General features: G+C 67.3%; 17 protein-coding genes. 2 read left to right on the forward strand and 15 right to left on the reverse strand.

Annotated features, from left to right (window positions below; translation table 11 throughout):
• Positions 1–86 precede the first annotated feature (86 nt).
• The 6 genes from AC5P8U_RS02320 to rlmD all read right to left on the reverse strand — a co-directional run bounded on the left by AC5P8U_RS02320 (position 87) and on the right by rlmD (position 5,299).
• The gene (locus AC5P8U_RS02320) at positions 87–827 is read right to left on the reverse strand and encodes an S-methyl-5'-thioinosine phosphorylase (RefSeq protein ID WP_495213858.1); all 741 of its coding nucleotides are present in this window, start codon (positions 825–827) and stop codon (positions 87–89) included.
• Positions 828–909: 82 nt separating this feature from the next.
• Entirely contained in the window at positions 910–1,464 is a 555-nt protein-coding gene (locus tag AC5P8U_RS02325) for a hypoxanthine-guanine phosphoribosyltransferase (protein ID WP_005418223.1), read from the reverse strand.
• Entirely contained in the window at positions 1,464–2,471 is a 1,008-nt protein-coding gene (gene nagZ, locus AC5P8U_RS02330) for a beta-N-acetylhexosaminidase (RefSeq protein WP_061479808.1), read from the reverse strand. Before nagZ ends, AC5P8U_RS02325 begins: the two co-directional genes overlap by 1 nt.
• Before the next feature lie 164 nt (positions 2,472–2,635).
• Positions 2,636–3,331: a DsbA family oxidoreductase gene (locus tag AC5P8U_RS02335; protein ID WP_151354904.1), complete on the reverse strand. Its 696-nt coding sequence runs from the start codon at positions 3,329–3,331 to the stop codon at positions 2,636–2,638.
• A 113-nt stretch (positions 3,332–3,444) separates the two neighbouring features.
• Positions 3,445–3,930, reverse strand: a complete 486-nt coding sequence (locus tag AC5P8U_RS02340) for a CYTH domain-containing protein (protein WP_053500339.1) — start codon at positions 3,928–3,930, stop codon at positions 3,445–3,447.
• Between the two features lie 34 nt (positions 3,931–3,964).
• On the reverse strand, positions 3,965–5,299 hold the full coding sequence (gene rlmD / locus AC5P8U_RS02345; RefSeq protein ID WP_088496755.1) for a 23S rRNA (uracil(1939)-C(5))-methyltransferase RlmD: 1,335 nt from the start codon (positions 5,297–5,299) through the stop codon (positions 3,965–3,967).
• Positions 5,300–5,426: 127 nt separating this feature from the next.
• Here rlmD and AC5P8U_RS02350 point away from each other — a divergent pair, with 127 nt between their 5' ends.
• Positions 5,427–6,155: a response regulator gene (locus AC5P8U_RS02350; RefSeq protein WP_447897452.1), complete on the forward strand. Its 729-nt coding sequence runs from the start codon at positions 5,427–5,429 to the stop codon at positions 6,153–6,155.
• A 308-nt stretch (positions 6,156–6,463) separates the two neighbouring features.
• Here the strand turns inward: AC5P8U_RS02350 and recO are convergent, their stop codons facing one another.
• The 9 genes from recO to rpoE form a co-directional block, all read right to left on the reverse strand.
• Positions 6,464–7,183, reverse strand: coding sequence for a DNA repair protein RecO (gene recO, locus AC5P8U_RS02355; RefSeq protein WP_049447075.1), 720 nt, complete (start codon positions 7,181–7,183; stop codon positions 6,464–6,466).
• A gap of 18 nt (positions 7,184–7,201) precedes the next feature.
• A complete protein-coding gene (gene era / locus AC5P8U_RS02360; protein ID WP_005410599.1) occupies positions 7,202–8,098 on the reverse strand; it encodes a GTPase Era in 897 nt (298 codons plus the stop codon).
• Positions 8,095–8,775 (reverse strand): ribonuclease III, encoded by a 681-nt coding sequence (gene rnc / locus AC5P8U_RS02365; RefSeq protein WP_005418230.1) that lies wholly within the window; start codon positions 8,773–8,775, stop codon positions 8,095–8,097. The genes era and rnc overlap by 4 nt, the downstream gene beginning before the upstream one ends.
• Complete coding sequence (locus AC5P8U_RS02370) at positions 8,765–9,148, reverse strand: DUF4845 domain-containing protein (protein ID WP_014038086.1); 384 nt, start codon at positions 9,146–9,148, stop codon at positions 8,765–8,767. The genes rnc and AC5P8U_RS02370 overlap by 11 nt, the downstream gene beginning before the upstream one ends.
• 37 nt (positions 9,149–9,185) lie before the next feature.
• A complete protein-coding gene (gene lepB / locus AC5P8U_RS02375) occupies positions 9,186–9,980 on the reverse strand; it encodes a signal peptidase I (RefSeq protein WP_005418234.1) in 795 nt (264 codons plus the stop codon).
• A 54-nt stretch (positions 9,981–10,034) separates the two neighbouring features.
• Complete coding sequence (gene lepA, locus AC5P8U_RS02380) at positions 10,035–11,828, reverse strand: translation elongation factor 4 (protein WP_005418237.1); 1,794 nt, start codon at positions 11,826–11,828, stop codon at positions 10,035–10,037.
• A gap of 182 nt (positions 11,829–12,010) precedes the next feature.
• Complete coding sequence (locus AC5P8U_RS02385) at positions 12,011–13,543, reverse strand: DegQ family serine endoprotease (protein ID WP_111008361.1); 1,533 nt, start codon at positions 13,541–13,543, stop codon at positions 12,011–12,013.
• A gap of 74 nt (positions 13,544–13,617) precedes the next feature.
• A complete protein-coding gene (locus AC5P8U_RS02390; protein ID WP_072169164.1) occupies positions 13,618–14,499 on the reverse strand; it encodes a sigma-E factor negative regulatory protein in 882 nt (293 codons plus the stop codon).
• Positions 14,496–15,116, reverse strand: a complete 621-nt coding sequence (gene rpoE / locus AC5P8U_RS02395) for an RNA polymerase sigma factor RpoE (RefSeq protein WP_005418256.1) — start codon at positions 15,114–15,116, stop codon at positions 14,496–14,498. The genes AC5P8U_RS02390 and rpoE overlap by 4 nt, the downstream gene beginning before the upstream one ends.
• 235 nt (positions 15,117–15,351) lie before the next feature.
• Here rpoE and AC5P8U_RS02400 point away from each other — a divergent pair, with 235 nt between their 5' ends.
• Positions 15,352–17,415: a 3-hydroxyacyl-CoA dehydrogenase NAD-binding domain-containing protein gene (locus AC5P8U_RS02400; RefSeq protein WP_495213859.1), complete on the forward strand. Its 2,064-nt coding sequence runs from the start codon at positions 15,352–15,354 to the stop codon at positions 17,413–17,415.
• Positions 17,416–17,466 lie beyond the last annotated feature (51 nt).

The following is a 17,466-nucleotide window of genomic DNA, read 5'->3' on the forward strand; positions in this document are numbered from 1 at the left end:
TGATGCGAGACCTTATGCAATGAATGGGTGGTGTACGCTGAACCCGCGCACAAGCTGAGTATGCAAAGCTTGCTCGGGGAAGACAATCACCCCCGCGCCAATTCGCCCACCAGTTCCGGAAGTCCGTTGCTGGCCGCCTGCACATTGGCCAGCACTTCGGCCATCGTAATCTCCTCGCCATCACCGCAGCCGGCGGCCCAGTTGGCGATGATCGCCAGGCAGGCATAATCCAGCCCCAGCTCCCGCGCCAGTGCGGCTTCCGGCATGCCGGTCATGCCCACCAGATCGCAACCGTCGCGGCGCATGCGGGCGATTTCGGCGATCGTTTCCAGGCGCGGGCCCTGCGTTGCGCCATAGCAGCCACCGTCATGGACCGTGACACCGGTCACTTTGGCTGCCGCCAGGATCTTGCTGCGCAGCATCGGCGTGTACGGATGGCCGAAATCGACGTGGACCACGTCGGAGCCTTCACAGATCGTGCTGATGCGGCCCCAGGTGTAGTCGATGATCTGGTCCGGGCAGGCGAGCACGCGCGGACCGAAGTTCTCGGTGATGCCACCCACCGTGTTCAATGCCAGCACCCGCTGCGCGCCCAGCTGCTGCAGCGCAGCCAAATTGGCTCGGTAGTTGATCTTGTGCGGCGGCAGCGAATGCCCCTCGCCATGCCGCGCCAGGAACGCCACGCGATGGCCGAGCAGCGTGCCCACGCGCACCGGGCCCGATGGGCGGCCGAAGCGGGTGTCGACCTCGTGGGTCTGCACGTCGTCAAGCTTGGCCAGGTTGTAGACACCGGTACCGCCGATCACGGCCAGGGCGATCTGTTGCATTCGAAGCACTCCATGAAAAGACGAACGCCGGCACCCGAGGATGCCGGCGGCAGAAGAAGACGCGCCGCGGGCGGCTGCGCCGTTATTCCTTCATCGCGTAGATGGCCGGCACGCAGCGCAGGGTCTCGTTGACGTCCATGCCGAAGCCGAACACATAGCGGTCCGGCAGCTCGATGCCCGCGTAATCGGCGGTCACGTCAGGCAGCGCACGGTCGTGCTTCTTCACGGTCATCGCAGCGATGCGCACATCGGTCGCGCCCTGCTCCAGGCACCAGGTGCGAACGCCCTGCAGGGTGTAGCCCTCGTCGAGGATGTCGTCGACCAGCAGCACGCGGCGGCCGAACAGCGAGGTGGCCGGCTTGTGCTTCCAGACCAGGTCACCGCCGGTGGTTTCGCCGCGGTAGCGGGTGGCGTGCAGGTAATCGAACTGCACGTCCTGGCCGCGCGCGCCCAGTTCCAGCGCCAGCTGGCCGGCGAACGGCAGCGCACCATGCATGATCGACAGGAACAACGGCACCTCGCCCTTGTAATCGCGCGCGATGGCGTCGGCGATAGCAGCGATGGCCTTGTCGATGGTGGGGCGGTCGACCAGCAGGTCAGCCTGGGCCAGGGCCTGGGAAATGGTGAGGTTGGGCATCAGACGGTTCTTCCAAGGGTTTCAAGCAGACGGGATTGGGTGTCGCCATGGCGGGCATCGGCCAGCAGGCCGTCCCAGCCGAGCGCGCCGCGGCCGAGCAGGCCCAGCAGCGCAGCAGTATTGAGGGAGCGTCCCTGCACCGCATGCAGGGCTTCATCGACCAGTTCCGGATGGCAGACCAGCACCACGTCGCAACCGGCGTCCAGGTGCGCGTGCACGCGCGCCGGCACGCCGCCGGCGCTGTGCGAGGCGGCCATGCCGATGTCATCGGAGAACACCACGCCGCGGAAGCCGAGTTCGCCGCGCAGGATGTCCTGGATCCAGCGTGGGGAATAGCCGGCGGGCTCCGGTGCCACCTGCGGATAGATCACGTGCGCCATCATCACCGCATCGGCACCGGCGGCGATGCCGGCCTGGAACGGCACCAGGTCCTGCGCGCGCAGTTCGTCCAGCGCGCGTGGATCGATCGCGGTATCCACGTGGGTGTCTTCCAGCACGGTGCCGTGGCCAGGGAAATGCTTGAGCGTGGCGGCCATGCCGACCGCGTGCATGCCGCGCACATAGGCTGCGGTGAACGCGGCCACGACCTGCGGGTCTTCACTGAAGGCGCGGTTGCCGATGGCGCGGTTGCCGCGGCCAAGGTCGACCACCGGGGCGAAGCTGAGATCCAGGCCGCTGGCGCGGACTTCACTGGCCATCAGCCAGGCATGCTGCTCGGCCAGCGCCAGGGCCTGCTGCGGGTCGGTGGCGTACAAGGCACCAATGTCCTGCAGCGGCGGAAGATCGCTGTAACCCTCGCGGAAGCGCTGTACGCGGCCGCCCTCCTGGTCCACGCAGATCAGCTGCGGGCGCGGGGCAGCGGCACGGATGGCCGCGCTCAGATCGGTCACCTGCTGGCGCGAGGCGAAGTTGCGCTTGAACAGCACCACTCCGGCCACGGCGTCGTGCTGCAGCCAGTCACGTTCCTGGGCGGTCAGTTCGGTGCCGGCAACGCCGATCAGCAGCATGGTCGATCTCCACAACGCGCGCCCGCATGGCGCAGTGCCGCATTGTCGCAGAACCGGCCGACAGGCGCAGTGGTCAGAAAAAGGGGACGGAGGGGATTAAGGCGCAATCGGCCCCAAGAGGCTGGATACGTCTTAATCCCCTCCGTCCCCTTTTGAGGAGCCGGTCAGACCTTGCAGCCGTCCGGGCCGCAGGCCTCGTCGCCGTCAGCCGGGGTGGCCGGGGCGCCCTGTTCGGCCGCGATCTGCTGCAGGGCCTGGGCGAACGCCTCGGGTGGTTGGGCCCCGGAAATCGCCCACTTCCCATCGATGACGAAGGTCGGCACCGAAGAAATGCCCAGTGCATGGGCCTGCGCCAGCTTGGCTTCGACCTCGGCCAGCCCGCGGTCGGAGGCCAGCATCTGCGCGATTTCGCCACCGTCCAGGCCGCCCGCCACGCCGGCCTTCACCAGTACAGCGTTGTCAGCCAGGTTCTGGCCATGCTCGAAGTGGGCGCGGAACAGCGATTCACCCACCGCATCCTGCACGCCATGCTGGCCGGCCAGCCACAACACCCGATGCGCCGGCAGCGTGGTCACCCGCACCTGGCCCTGGTTGAAATCCATCGGCAGCCCCTCCGCGCGTGCGGTGGTCTGGGTCTGGCCGAGGATCTGCTCGGTGCGCTCGACGCCCCCGAACTTGCGCGCATAGGCCTCGCGCAGCGGCACCGGGGTGTCGTCCGCATCCGGGTCCAGCTGGAACGGCTGCCAGTGGATATCGAGGTCAGGCGCGTTCGGGCCCAGCAACTGCACGCCCTGCTGGAAACGATGCTTGCCGATCCAGCACCAGGGGCAGACCACGTCGGAGTAGATGTCGATTCTCATCCGAACGACATGGGGACCGCCTTCCTCGATAAAAGGGGACGGAGGGGATTAAGTCGCTTTCCGCACAGGCGGGGTAAAGCCGACTTAATCCCCTCCGTCCCCTTGTTGGGGGTTTACCACTGTGAATACGGGCGGCTGGCCAGGGCAACGTTGTAGTAGCGGGCGTCATCGGTCACTTCGGCGCCGACCCAGTCCGGCAGGTCGATGGCCTGGTCCGCGCTTTCCAGCTCGACTTCGGCCACCACCAGGCCGGCGTTGTCACCGAGGAACTCGTCCACTTCCCAGGTCAGGCCGGCGTGTTCGACCAGATGGCGGCGCTTGTCGATCAGGCCGCCGACACACAGCGCCAGCAGTGCGCGCGCGTCCTCCACGGGGATCGGGTAGTCGAACTCCTGCCGGGTGTGGCCGAGAGTGCGCGACTTCAGGTTCAGCGCGGCGTGGTCGCCTTCGATGCGCACGCGCACCGAGGCGTTCTGGGTGCCGCGGTCGAGCGCGCCCATGTCGTTGATGTAGCCCTGCGCCATCGGGATCACCCGATGCGCGGCGGTGCGCCAGCCATCGCTGCTGACCAGGAATTTGCGTTCGATTTCGATGCCCATGGCGCAATTATGCGCCACGGGTGATGACAGCTGCTCAGCGCTTTTCGAATACCGCGATGCTTTCCACGTGCGCGGTGTGCGGGAACATGTCCATGGCACCGGCGCTGACCAGGGTGAAGCCCTGTTCGTTGACCAGATAGCCGGCATCGCGCGCCAGCGAGCCCGGGTGGCAGCTGACGTAGACGATGCGCTTGAACTGCTTCAGCGGCAGCTGCTGCAGCACTTCGATCGCGCCCGAGCGCGGCGGATCCAGCAGCAGCTTGTCGAAGCCCTGGCGCATCCACGCCGTGCTGCGCTGGTCCTGGGTCAGGTCGGCGCTGAAGAACTGCGCGTTCGCCAGGCCGTTGCGCTCGGCGTTCTCACGCGCACGCGCGACGAGGCCGGCATCGCCTTCCACACCCACCACTTCACGCACACGGCGGGCCAACGGCAGGGTGAAGTTGCCCAGGCCGCAGAACAGGTCCAGCACGCGCTCGTCCTTACCCGGCTGCAGCAGGTCCAGGGCGTGGGCGATCATCTTCTCGTTGAGCTTGGCGTTGACCTGGATGAAATCCAACGGGCGGAACGCCAGCTCGACATCCCACGGCGCCAGCCGGAACGACAGCGGCACGCCCTGCCCGTCCAGCGGCTGCACGGTGTCCACGCCGCCGGACTGCAGGTAGATCACGAACCCATGCTGCTGGCCGAAGGCAGCCCAGGCCGCGCGGTCCGCATCGCTGAGCGGTTGCAGGTGGCGCACGGTCAGCACCACCGCCTGGTCACCGGCGATGAACTCGATCTGCGGGATGTCGCGCTTGCCATCGAGCGTTTCAATGAAGGTGGACAGCGCCTCGACCTGGGTGCCGATTTCCGGAATCACCGTCAGGCATTGGCTGAGGTCGGCGACGAAACGCGGATCCTGTTCACGGAAGCCGACCAGGGTCTTGTCCTTCTTCTCGACCCGGCGCACCGAGAAGCGGCCCTTGCGGCGGTAACCCCAGCTCTCGCCGACCAGCGGCGGCAGCACGGTGCCCGGCTTCACATGGCCGATCCGCTCCAGGTTGTCCATCAGCACGCGCTGCTTGGCGACGATCTGCTGGGCCTCGTCCAGGTGCTGCAGTACGCAGCCGGCACAGGTGCCGAAATGGGGGCACTTGGGGGTCACCCGCTGCGGCGAGGCCTGCAGCACCTCCAGCGTGCGCGCCTCGTCGAAATGGCGGCTGCGGGCTGTCTGTTCGGCCATCACCACCTCACCGGGCAGGGCGCCGCTGACGAAGGTAACCTTGCCGCCCTCGCCTTCACGGCGGGCGACACCGCGACCATCATGGCTGAGGTCGAGGATCTCGGTCTGGAACGGGGTACGGTCGGTGCGGGAGCGGGATCGGGCCACGTGGCAACAGGCTGCGGGCAAAAATGGGGGCGTATTGTCGCAGATCCTGACCGATGGGGCCCGGACCCGCTTGCGCCCGTGGCCGTCGTGCATGATGATTGGGACAGCTGACATGGAGGCAGCCCTGATGCAGATGACCCCGCGGGCCGCACGGCCCCGCTTCCTGCTTGTCGAGGACGACATCATCAGCCGCGGTTTTTTCAAGGCGGCGTTGGAAACGTTACCGGCGGATGTGGACACCGCAGATTCGCTGGCCAGTGCCCTGGCCAGTGCCGAGCCCGGCTCGCATGACCTGTGGCTGATCGACGTCAACCTGCCGGACGGCAATGGCGCGCAGCTGTTGCGTGAGTTGCGCCGTTCACATCCCGACACGCCGGCGCTGGCACATACCGCCGACGGCGATGCCTCCATTCACGCCCGCCTGCGCGAAGCTGGTTTCAGCGACACGCTGGTCAAGCCACTGGGCCGCGACCAGCTGCTGAAGGCCGTGCGCCGAGCGCTGGTCAACAGCCCGGCGGGGATCTTCATGGCACAGGCCCCGGCCGCGGTCGAACTGGCCGTACAGGACTGGGACGAGACCGCAGCCCTGGCAGCGCTCAATGGCCAGCGCAACCACCTGATCGCACTGCGCGAACTGTTCCTGGCCGAGTTGCCGGGCGTGCGCGACGCGGTCGAGCAGGCGGTCGACCAGCACGACGAGCGCCAGTTGCGCAGCCAGTTGCACCGATTGCAGGCCAGCTGTGGCTTCGTGGGGGCGGCACGGTTGGGACGGGCGGTGCGCCAGCTGCATCATGCGCCCGATTCCGGGCAGGCCCAGGCGGGGTTCCGCGACGCGGTGGCTGCCCTGCTGCACTGAGGGTTGCTCGGCAGGGCTGCGCCCCTGCAACTGCCGAGGCTTCAAACCAAGGCAACAGCAAAGGCCAGAGCCAGAGCGGCTCTGGCCTTTGCTTGTTGGGCGGGCCGGTGTGGGTGGGCAGGACACGCCGTGAACCCCGCTCCGCGGTCCGGCCCAGCCGCTGGCGGCTGGGCCGGGCCCCGGAGGGGTACTTGCAGCGCCCCCCCCTCAACCGGACCCACCCCGCCATCCGACGGAATGCACGCTGTTGCTGTTGCTGTTGCTTTGGCCTCGGCAGGTGCAGGGCTGCAAGCCCTGCCGAACACCCCTCAACGCCTGGGCGCCAGCTGCTCGAGCATTTCCCAGGACTTCAGCCCGCGCGGCCCCAGGTGATGGGCCAGCACCCGCCGCATCGGCAGGCGCAGGCTGGCCAGATCGGCGGCATCCGGCTCTTCGTCAGCCGCCAGCGCCAACAGCGCCGACCCGGTGGCGGCTGCCCGGCGCTCCCCGCCGCGCTCGCTCAACAGGCGCTGCGCACCCTCCTGCGGGTCCAGTTCGTACCGCGCCGCCGGGTCGATCGGCTGGCCATCGCTGGCGCTGTCCAGCTCGAAACCCAGGCCCAGCGCAGACAGCAGCTCGCGTTCGAAACGGCGCAGGGTCCAGGCCAGGCCAGCGCCCACCGCCAGCCGCGCACGCGCCTCGCCGTAGGCGAGGTACAGCTCCGGCAGCGGGTCCTGGCGCGGGGCCAGGCGCAGGGTCAGTTCGCTCAGGTAGAAGCCGGCCAGCATCGCCTGCCCGACCAGGCGTGGCGCGGCATCCAGCGCCTCGGCGCCACGCAGCTGGGCCAACTCACCCCGCTGCTGGGCACTGAAGCGGATCCACTGCAACGGCTGCAGGGCGGCGCGCAGCACCTGGCCCTTGGCAGTGGACACGCCACGCGCAAGCAGGCCGATACGGCCATGCTGTGCGCTCAACACTTCGACCAGCAGGCTGGTCTCGCGGTAGGCCCGTGCGTGCAGCACGAAGCCGGTGTCGTCCTCGATCATCATCGAAGCGACTACAACGCCTTACTCGTAACCGAAGGCCTTCAGCGCGGCCTCGTCGTCGGACCAGCCTTCACGCACGCGCACCCAGGTTTCCAGGAACACCTTGGCCCCGAACAGACGCTCCATCTGCAGGCGGGACTTGGCGCCGATCTCCTTCAGGCGGGCGCCGCCCTTGCCGATCACGATGGCCTTCTGGCCTTCACGCTCGACCCAGATCACCGCACCGATGCGCAGCAGGTTGCCGTCCTCGGTGAAGCGTTCGATCTCGACAGTGGTGGCATACGGTAGTTCCTCGCCGAGCTGGCGCATCAGCTGCTCACGCACCAGTTCACCGGCCAGGAAACGCTGGCTGCGGTCGGTGATCTCATCCTCGCCGAACATCGGCGGGGCTTCCGGCAGCAGCTTCAGCACGTCGCGCACCAGCGCTTCCAGGCCGTTGCGCTTCTGCGCGGAGATCGGATGCACGGCGGCGAAGTCGCGACCCTCGGTCACCTGCTGCAGGAACGGCAGCAACGCGCCCTTTTCCTTCAGGCGATCGATCTTGTTGACCACCAGCACCACCGGGATGCCGGCGTCGCGCAGCACGTTGAACGCCAGGCTGTCCTCTTCATCCCAGCGACCGGCTTCGATCACCAGCAGGCCGGCATCGACGCCTTCCAGCGAGCCACGCGCGGCGCGATTCATCACCCGGTTCATCGCCCGCTTCTGCACCTTGTGCAGTCCGGGGGTGTCAACCAGCACCAGCTGGCCCTCCGGATAGGTGGCGATGCCCAGCAGGCGATGACGCGTGGTCTGCGGACGGTTGGAGACGATGCTGACCTTGGCGCCGACCAGGGCATTGGTCAGGGTCGACTTGCCCACGTTCGGGCGGCCGATGACGGCCACGCTGCCGCAATGATGGGGAGTTTGTTCGCTCACTTGGAATCCAGTTGTTCTAGGACGGCCGCAGCCGCCTGTTGTTCGGCAAGCCGCCGCGAGGCGCCTTCGCCCTCGGTGCTGGCGGCCGGGTCGGCTACGTTGCAGCGTACCCGGAAGTGCTTGGCGTGGTCGTCACCGGATTCTGACACCAGTTCATACTGCGGCAACGCCTTCTGTCGGGCCTGCAGCCATTCCTGCAGGCGGGTCTTGGGGTCCTTCTCGGGTCGGCCGGAGGCCGGCAGTGCCTCGATCGAAGCGCTGAACCAGGGCAGTACCACCGCCCGGCAGGCCTCGAAACCGGCATCCAGGTAGATCGCAGCCACCACGGCTTCCACCGCGTCGGCCAGGATCGAATCACGACGGTGGCCACCGGACTTCATTTCGCCCGGGCCCAGGATCAGCCGCTCGCCCAGTTCCAGGCTACGTCCAATCACCGCCAGCGCGCCCTCACGCACCAGTTCGGCGCGGGCACGGGTCATCGCGCCCTCGTCAGCCTTGGGCCAGCGTCGGTACAACGCCTCGGCCGCCATCATGTTGACGATGCTGTCGCCCAGGAATTCCAGGCGCTCGTTGTGTGGCGCACCGGCGCTACGATGCGTCAGCGCCTGCTTGAGCAGCGCCGGGTCGCGGAAGGGATGACCGATCAGGTCACCACGTTGGAAAGGTTTATTCGGCACCGCTTCGAGTCAGGTCCTGGGATGAATCGAATTTGCCAACCACGTCCAGGTTGCCGACCAGCGGACGGCGCACTTCGTAGTTGACCTTGAGGGTCCAGCCATTGTCGCGACGGTCGAACTTCACGTTGGCCGGCTTCACGTTTTCCGAGTAATTGATGTACAGGCGCTTGAAGAACAGATCCTGGATCCGGGCCGGCTCCATGCTGCCCACGCCCGGCTCCTTGGCCAGGCTCTTCATCGCCGAGCGCACCGCGTAATACTCCTGGTACATCGGGAACAGCTTCATGCCGATGTAAAGGAAGAAACCCACCACGATCAGGACCGCCAGGAACGAGGTCAGGGTCATGCCACGCTGCGTGTTCATCGTCTTCATTGCGTTCTCCCCAGATACGCGTTGGATGTGAAGGTACTCAGTTGATGCTCGAGCCGATCCGCGACGGCTCGAAGCCATCCTTGCAGAACCAGCCCTGGCAGTTCAGCCAGATCAGGAAGGCCTTGCCGCGCAGGTTTTCTTCCGGCAGCAGGCCCCAGAAGCGGCCATCGTCGCTGTTGTCACGATTGTCGCCCATCACCAGGTACTTGCCGGCCGGTACGGTCCACTGGCCCTGGCCACGCGGATAGTCGGTCTCCAGCACGGTATGGGTACGGCCCGGCAGGTGCTCGACCAGCAGGTTGGCGCCCTCGCCCTGGCCCTTGTGGCCGGCATAGATGCCCTTGTTGTCGTACTTCAGCGGTTCGCCATTGAGGATCACGCCGTCGCCTTCGAAGACCACGGTGTCACCCGGCACGCCGATCACGCGCTTGATGAAGTTCTCGCCCTTGGCCGGGTCGTTGTCGCTGTGGCCGGGGAAGTGGAACACCACCACGTCGCCGCGCGACGGCTCGCCGAAGGGGACGATCTTGGTGTTGCTGATCGGCAGGCGCAGGCCGTAGGAAAATTTGTTGACCAGGATGAAATCGCCGATCAGCAGGTTCGGCATCATCGAGCTGGACGGGATCTTGTACGGCTCGGCGATGAAACTGCGCACGATCAGCACGATCGCCAGCACCGGGAAGAATGCACGCGAGTAGTCCACCAGCACCGGCTCGGTGTCGAGCAGGCCCGCGCGCTGGGCGCGGCGCTTGGCGAGGTACAGCTTGTCGGCGAGCAGGATCAGGCCCGAGGCCAGGGTCAGCACGACCAGGAGGATCTCAAACAGTTTCATTCAGGGTCCTTTGCAACGTCACCAGACGACCGGCCCCGCGAGGCCGGTGCGGGCTTACTTGTTGTCCATCTGCAGCACGGCCAGGAACGCTTCCTGCGGGATCTCCACGCGGCCGACCTGCTTCATGCGCTTCTTGCCTTCCTTCTGCTTTTCCAGAAGCTTCTTCTTGCGCGAGACGTCGCCACCATAGCACTTGGCCAGCACGTTCTTGCGCATCGCCTTGACCGTGGTGCGGGCGATGATCTGCGAGCCGACGGCGGCCTGGATGGCCACGTCGAACATCTGCCGGGGGATCAGGTCCTTCATCTTCTCGCACAGCTCGCGGCCACGGCGGTCGGCGTGGCTGCGGTGCACGATCAGCGACAGTGCGTCGACCTTGTCACCGTTGATCAGCACGTCGACGCGCACGAACGGGCCGGCGTCGAAGCGCACGAAGTGGTAGTCCAGCGAGGCATAGCCACGGCTGACCGACTTGAGCTTGTCGAAGAAGTCCAGCACCACCTCGGCCATCGGCAGCTCGTAGCTGATCTGCACCTGGCTGCCCAGGTAGTTGATGCCGATCTGGCTGCCGCGCTTTTCTTCGCACAGCTTGATGATGTTGCCGATGTATTCCTCGGGAGTGAGCACATTGGCGCGGATGATCGGCTCGCGGATCTCCTCGACCTGGTTCACCGGCGGCAGCTTGGCCGGGTTGTCCATGTTGATGACCGAGCCGTCGGTCTTCAGGACCTCATACACCACCGTCGGCGCGGTGCTGATCAGGTCCAGGTTGTATTCGCGTTCCAGGCGCTCCTGCACGATCTCCATGTGCAGCATGCCCAGGAAGCCACAGCGGAAGCCGAAGCCCATCGCTTCGGAGCTTTCCGGCTCGAAACGCAGCGCGGCATCGTTCAGGCGCAGCTTGTCCAGCGCTTCGCGCAGGTCCGGGTAGTCCTCGGCATCGACCGGGAACAGGCCGGCGAACACGCGCGGCTGCATTTCCTGGAAGCCCGGCAGCGGCTTCGGCGCCGGATCGCCGGCCAGGGTGAGGGTGTCGCCGACCGGCGCACCATGCACGTCCTTGATGCTGGCGGTGACCCAGCCCACTTCACCGGCACGCAGCGCCGGCAGCACCTTGCGCTTGGGAGTGAACACGCCGACGTTGTCGACCTGGTGGTTGCGGCCGGTCGACATCACCTGCAGCTTGTCACCGGCCTTGATCTCGCCCTGCATCACGCGCACCAGCGAGACCACGCCCAGGTAGTTGTCGAACCACGAGTCGATGATCAGCGCCTGCAGCTTGTCGGTGTCGCGCGGCACCGGCGGCGGGATGCGATGGACGATCGCCTCCAGCACGTCCTGCACGTTGAGGCCGGTCTTGGCACTGACCGGCACGGCGTCGGAGGCGTCGATGCCGATCACGGCCTCGATCTCGGCCTTGGCGCGCTCGATGTCGGCGGTGGGCAGGTCGATCTTGTTGATCACCGGCACCACTTCCAGGCCCTGCTCCACTGCGGTATAGCAGTTGGCCACCGACTGCGCTTCCACGCCCTGCGCCGCGTCGACCACCAGCAGCGCGCCTTCGCAGGCGGCCAGCGAGCGGCTGACTTCATAGGAGAAGTCGACGTGGCCGGGGGTGTCGATGAAGTTCAGGTGATAGGTCTGCCCGTCCTTGGCCAGGTACGGCAGTGACACCGATTGCGCCTTGATCGTGATGCCACGCTCGCGCTCGATGGGATTGGAGTCGAGCACCTGCGCTTCCATCTCGCGGGCCTGCAGGCCACCACAGAGCTGGATGATGCGGTCGGCCAGCGTGGACTTGCCGTGGTCGACATGGGCGATGATGGAGAAGTTGCGGATGTTCCGCATCGAATCAGAAGACATAGGTGGCGGCGGCGCGCGGCGTCGTCAGGGTAACGGTCGATTATCGCATGCCCGGCGCCCGCCCGCGAAAACTGCCTCATCGGGCCGGGGCCAGAACGGCCGAAGCCCCGCCGGGGCGGGGCTTCGGGGGCCGCGTCGGCGCCGCCGAAGCGGCCCCGGCAGGAGCCTTACTGGCCGGCCTTCACCGCCACGAAGGCGCTGTTGCCGTTGGCCGTGCGGACCAGCAGCATCACCACGTCGTCCTTCTTGAAGCTGGACAATGCCCGGTTCAGGGCATCCACGCTGCCGACCGCAGTGCGGCCGACCTGCAGGATCACCATGCCCGGCGACAGGCCGGCATCGCGTGCCGCCTGGCCCTTGACCCCGGTGATGCGCACGCCTTCATTGCCGTTGAGCCCCAACTGCTTGCGCTGGGCCGCGTTCAGGTCGCTGACGTCCAGCCCCAGCAGGGCGTTGGCACCGGTCTGCGGAGCCGCCTCGCCACCGCCAGCCGACGGCCCGCGGGCATTGGCCTGCCCGTCCTCGCTCAGTGCGGTCAGCGTGGCACTGAGCTCATGCGGCTTGCCGTCGCGGTAAACCACCAGGTTCACCTTGCTGCCCGGCGCCATCGCACCGATCAGCGGCGGCAGGTCGGACCAGCTGTTGACCGCGCTGCCGTTGACCGAGCGGATGACATCGCCCACCTGCACGCCGGCCTTGGCGGCCGCACTGCCGGCCACGATCTGGTTGACCAGCGCGCCGCGGCTGTCCGGCAGGCCCAGTCCCTGCGCCTTCAGCGAATCGATCGGTTCGACCACCGCGCCGAGCTGGCCGCGGGTGACCTTGCCGCTCTTCTTGATCTGCTCGACCGCGCTCATCGCCAGGTCGATCGGGATCGCGAAGCTGATGCCCATGTAGCCGCCGGAGGCCGAGAAGATCTGCGAGTTGATGCCGACCACTTCGCCGCGGGTGTTCAGCAGCGGCCCACCGGAATTGCCCTGGTTGATCGCCACGTCGGTCTGGATGAATGGCACGTAGCGCTGGTCCGGCCCCCCCGTACTGCGACCAACGGCGCTGACCACGCCGGCGGTAACGGAATGGTCGAGGCCGAACGGCGAGCCGATCGCGACAACCCATTGACCGGGCTTCAGGGTGTTGGAATCGCCCACGCGCACGGTGGGCAGGTTCTTGCCATCGATCTTGAGCAGGGCCACGTCGTACTGCTGGTCGCTGCCCACCACCTTGGCGGTGAACTCGCGGCTGTCGCCCAGCTTGACCTTCACTTCGCTGGCGTCGGCCACCACGTGGTAGTTGGTCAGTACATAGCCATCGGGCGAGATGATGAAGCCCGATCCCATGCCACGCCCCTTGATGCTGGGACCGCCATCCTGCCCACCCGGCCCCTGCCCCGGCATCGGGAAGTCAGGGCCGAAGAAGCGGCGGAAGAACTCCGGCATGTCATCGTCGCCCATCGGGCCGCGCGAGGCCTGGCGGTTGTTGCGGACGATGGTGGTGTCGACGTTGACCACGCCCGGGCCGACCTGTTCGACCAGGTTGGTGAAGTCAGGCAAGCCACTGACCAGCGGTTGTGCAGGCGCCCGCGGCGCCGCGGCCGGCGCAGGCTGGGTCTGCGCGGCAGGCGCCGGCGCCTGTGCGCAGGCCACCAGGGGAAGGGTCAGGGCCAGCAGGCCAATGGCCTGCGTGCGGAGTCGGGGAGTCATCGGACGGCAACCTCCGGATCGGGTGGAAAGAGGAATACGGGCCCCGCCGACGGCGGGGCGTGAAGGCGCCCGGCTCAGTCGCGCGGGCGCGGCGGCACCGGCAGGTCGTCCTGCAGGCGCGGCTCGAACGGGTAGAACGCGGCACCACCGGCATGGGCCGGGAAGCTGGCATTGAGCGCACCACCGGCGGCGGGCGCCAGGCTGGAGCGCGGCCATGGCCGGGCCTGCAGCCCACCGACCTCACCAAACGGCAGGTTGTGGTTGGCGTTGGCCGGTACGGTCGGAGCCAGCGGTGCCTGCACGGCGGCGATGGCGCGCTGCGGAGCGTCATCGCGCTGGGCGGCACGCGCGGCCTGCTGGCTGCGGGTTGCACTGGCGCGGCGGGCGTCCTGGCGACGGCTGGTAGCAGCCATCGCCACAGCCGGCGCCGCCGCCACGGCCATCGCGGCGGTATCCACCGATGCTTCGGTCACCGGGGCCGGCGCGGTTGGCGCCGGTGGCAGTTCCGCCTGGCTGGCGATCACCTGCGGCGCCAGCGGTTCACCCGGCGTGGCCTCCTTCAGTTTCTCGCCGCCGATGAACAGTGCGACGGCGGCCACCGACGCGGCCAGGGCGGCGCCGCCGCCCCAGGCCCGCCAGCCACTGCGACGTACCTGGCGACGCGGCTCGGCCTGTGGCGCCGGCTCGGCCGCGATGGCGGCAGCCACGGCGGCACTGAAGCCGGCCGGCGCCAGCGCCGACGCCTGTCCGCGCATCACGTCGCCCAGCAGCTGCCAGCGTTCCTGGCAGCCGGCCAGCTCGGGGTCGTGCTCCATCCGGCGCAGCAGGAAGCGCGCTTCATCGGCGCCCAGCTCGCCATCGACCAGGGCCGACAGCTGCTCGCGATGGCGCTGGTCCAGGCGCTGCCCGGCGGGCGATTGATGGTTCTGCGATTCGTTGAACGGGTTACTGGTCATACGCGGCTCTTCTCACGGGTGGCGCTGCCGATGTCCAGCAGCGGCCGGAGTTCGGTGTCGATCGCCTCGCGCGCCCGGAAGATCCGTGAACGCACCGTGCCGATCGGGCACCCCATCTTCTGCGCGATATCCTCGTAGCTCAGGCCTTCCACCTCGCGCAGGGTGATCGCTGACCGGAGTTCTTCCGGCAGCGCGTTGACGGCCTTCATCACCGTCTGTTCCAGCTCCTGGCGCATCAACTCGCGTTCGGGCGTGTCGGTGTCACGCAGGCGCGTACCACTGTCGAACTGTTCGGCATCGCCGATGTCGATGTCATCGGTCGGCGGCCGTCGATTGTGTGAAGCCAGGTAGTTTTTGGCGGTATTCACGGCGATTCGATGCAACCAGGTTGAGAACTGGGCATCGCCACGGAAACTCCCGATCGCGCGGTAGGCACGGATGAAAGTGTCCTGGGCGACGTCCTGACATTCGCTCCAGTCGGCGATGTAGCGACCGACCAGGGCCACCACCCGATGCTGGTACTTGCGCACCAGGACATCGAAGGCGGCACTCTCGCCGTGCTGCACGCGCCGGACCAGTTCCAGATCCAGCTCCTGTGGTGTATCAACCTCGGCCATGAGGGGCCGCACTCCTGTCAGCCCAACCGACGTCGGGCAATGAGACTGCCAATCCCGGGAAAAGTTCAGTCGCCGATCACCTGGCGCCGCACCAGCTTTTAACCACCGTTCCGTTAGCGTCCCGGTCCACGGCCATGGATCCGGGGGCGCCACTCCCCTGCTATTGGGATTTGACGCGAGGGAAACAACCTCTGGATCATAGCCGCTTCTCCATACACAACCGGATGGAACGTCCATGCTCTCAGGCTTCGATGGTCTCCGCTTCAGCCACTGGCACCCCGAGATCCGCGACGACGGCGTGGTGGTTCTCTCCCTGGATCGTCAGGACAGCAGCGTCAACGCGATGTCGCAGGACGTGCTGCTGGAGCTGGGCGACCTGCTTGAGCGCATCGCGCTGGACCCGCCCAAGGGCGTGGTGGTCCAGTCGCTGAAGAAGGCCGGCTTCATTGCCGGTGCCGACCTGAAGGAGTTCCAGGAATTCGACCGTCGCGGCACTGTCAACGACGCGATCCGTCGTGGCCAGGCGACCTATCAGAAGCTGGCCGAGCTGCCCTGCCCCACCGTTGCGGCGATCCACGGCCACTGCCTGGGCGGCGGCACCGAACTGGCGCTGGCCTGCCGCTACCGCGTGGCGTCCAATGACAGCAGCACCCGCATCGGCCTGCCGGAAACCCAGCTGGGCATCTTCCCGGGCTGGGGCGGCAGCGCCCGCCTGCCGCAGTTGGTGGGCGCGCCGGCGGCGATGGACATGATGCTGACCGGCCGCACCCTGTCGGCCTCGGCCGCGCGTGGCATCGGCCTGGTCGACAAGGTGGTGGCGCCAGCGGTGGTGCTCGACACCGCCGTCGCGCTGGCGCTGTCCGGTACCACCCGCCCGTTCAAGCAGCGCGCGACGGCATGGGCCACCAACACCTGGCTGGCACGCAGGCTGCTGGCGCCGCAGATGGTCAAGCAGGTCGCACGCAAGGCGAAGAAGGACCATTACCCGGCGCCGTACGCGCTGATCAGCACCTGGCAACGCAGTGGCGGCAAGCCGATCCAGGCCCGCCTGGACGCCGAGCGGCGCGCCGTGGTGAAGCTGGCCAGTACACCGACCGCGCGCAACCTGATCCGTATCTTCTTCCTCACCGAGCGACTGAAGGGCCTGGGCAGTGGTGATTCCGGCATCCGTCACGTGCACGTGGTCGGCGCCGGCGTGATGGGCGGCGACATCGCCGCGTGGGCCGCTTACAAGGGCTTCGAGGTGACCCTGCAGGACCGCGAGCAGCGCTTCATCGACCCGGCCATGGAACGCGCGCAGGCGCTGTTTGCCAAGAAGGTGCGCGACGAAAGCAAGCGCCCCGCCGTGGCCGCACGCCTGCGTGCCGACCTGGAAGGCAATGGGGTTGCCGAAGCGGATCTGGTGATCGAGGCGATCATCGAGAACCCGGAAGCCAAGCGTGCGCTGTACCAGACGCTGGAACCGAAGATGAAGCAGGACGCCCTGCTGACCACCAATACCTCGTCGATTCCACTGGTGGAACTGCGCGATCACATCCAGCGCCCGGCGCAGTTCGCCGGCCTGCACTACTTCAACCCGGTAGCACAGATGCCGCTGGTGGAAATCATCCACCACGATGGCATGGCGCCGGAGACCGAGCGCCGCCTGGCCGCGTTCTGCAAGGCGCTGGGCAAGTTCCCGGTGCCGGTGGCCGGCAGTCCGGGCTTCCTGGTCAACCGCGTGCTGTTCCCGTACATGCTGGAAGCCGCCACCGCGTACGCCGAAGGCATCCCGGGCCCGGTGATCGACAAGGCCGCCGTGAAGTTCGGCATGCCGATGGGTCCGATCGAACTGATCGATACCGTCGGCCTGGACGTGGCCGCCGGTGTCGGCCGCGAACTGGCGCCGTTCCTGGGCCTGCAGATTCCGGCCGCGCTGCAGACGGTGGAACCGGACAAGCGTGGCAAGAAGGATGGCCAGGGCATCTACACCTGGGAAAACGGCAAGCCGAAGAAGCCGGACGTGGCCAGCGACTACCCGGCCCCGGCCGACCTGGAAGACCGCCTGATCCTGCCGCTGTTGAACGAGGCAGTGGCGTGCCTGCACGAAGGCGTGGTGGCCGATGCGGACCTGCTGGATGCCGGCGTGATCTTCGGCACCGGTTTCGCCCCGTTCCGCGGCGGTCCGATCCAGCACATCCGTGCGGTCGGTGCCGATGCGATCGTCGAGCGGTTGAAGGCGCTGCAGCAGCGCCACGGCGACCGTTTCGCCCCGCGCCCGGGCTGGGACAACCCCGCCCTGCGCGAACCAGTGGTTTGAGTTGATCGGCCGGGCCTGCGGCCCGGCACCTGCAGAGGCAACCGCCGAAGC

It is taken from the genome of Stenotrophomonas sp. YJH_SMC_81 (assembly GCF_059370875.1).

Excerpts from the sequence above, each read along its gene's own strand:
- AC5P8U_RS02400 (WP_495213859.1), top strand. The coding sequence starts at position 15,352 with ATGCTCTCAGGCTTCGATGGTCTCCGCTTCAGCCACTGGCACCCCGAG.
- AC5P8U_RS02320 (WP_495213858.1), bottom strand. The coding sequence starts at position 827 with ATGCAACAGATCGCCCTGGCCGTGATCGGCGGTACCGGTGTCTACAAC.
- recO (WP_049447075.1), bottom strand. The coding sequence starts at position 7,183 with ATGATGATCGAGGACGACACCGGCTTCGTGCTGCACGCACGGGCCTAC.
- lepA (WP_005418237.1), bottom strand. The coding sequence starts at position 11,828 with ATGCGGAACATCCGCAACTTCTCCATCATCGCCCATGTCGACCACGGC.
- AC5P8U_RS02385 (WP_111008361.1), bottom strand. The coding sequence starts at position 13,543 with ATGACTCCCCGACTCCGCACGCAGGCCATTGGCCTGCTGGCCCTGACC.
- AC5P8U_RS02350 (WP_447897452.1), top strand. The coding sequence starts at position 5,427 with ATGCAGATGACCCCGCGGGCCGCACGGCCCCGCTTCCTGCTTGTCGAG.
- nagZ (WP_061479808.1), bottom strand. The coding sequence starts at position 2,471 with ATGCTGCTGATCGGCGTTGCCGGCACCGAACTGACCGCCCAGGAACGT.
- AC5P8U_RS02390 (WP_072169164.1), bottom strand. The coding sequence starts at position 14,499 with ATGACCAGTAACCCGTTCAACGAATCGCAGAACCATCAATCGCCCGCC.
- lepB (WP_005418234.1), bottom strand. The coding sequence starts at position 9,980 with ATGAAACTGTTTGAGATCCTCCTGGTCGTGCTGACCCTGGCCTCGGGC.
- AC5P8U_RS02335 (WP_151354904.1), bottom strand. The coding sequence starts at position 3,331 with ATGAGAATCGACATCTACTCCGACGTGGTCTGCCCCTGGTGCTGGATC.
- AC5P8U_RS02340 (WP_053500339.1), bottom strand. The coding sequence starts at position 3,930 with ATGGGCATCGAAATCGAACGCAAATTCCTGGTCAGCAGCGATGGCTGG.
- rpoE (WP_005418256.1), bottom strand. The coding sequence starts at position 15,116 with ATGGCCGAGGTTGATACACCACAGGAGCTGGATCTGGAACTGGTCCGG.
- AC5P8U_RS02325 (WP_005418223.1), bottom strand. The coding sequence starts at position 1,464 with ATGCCCAACCTCACCATTTCCCAGGCCCTGGCCCAGGCTGACCTGCTG.
- AC5P8U_RS02370 (WP_014038086.1), bottom strand. The coding sequence starts at position 9,148 with ATGAAGACGATGAACACGCAGCGTGGCATGACCCTGACCTCGTTCCTG.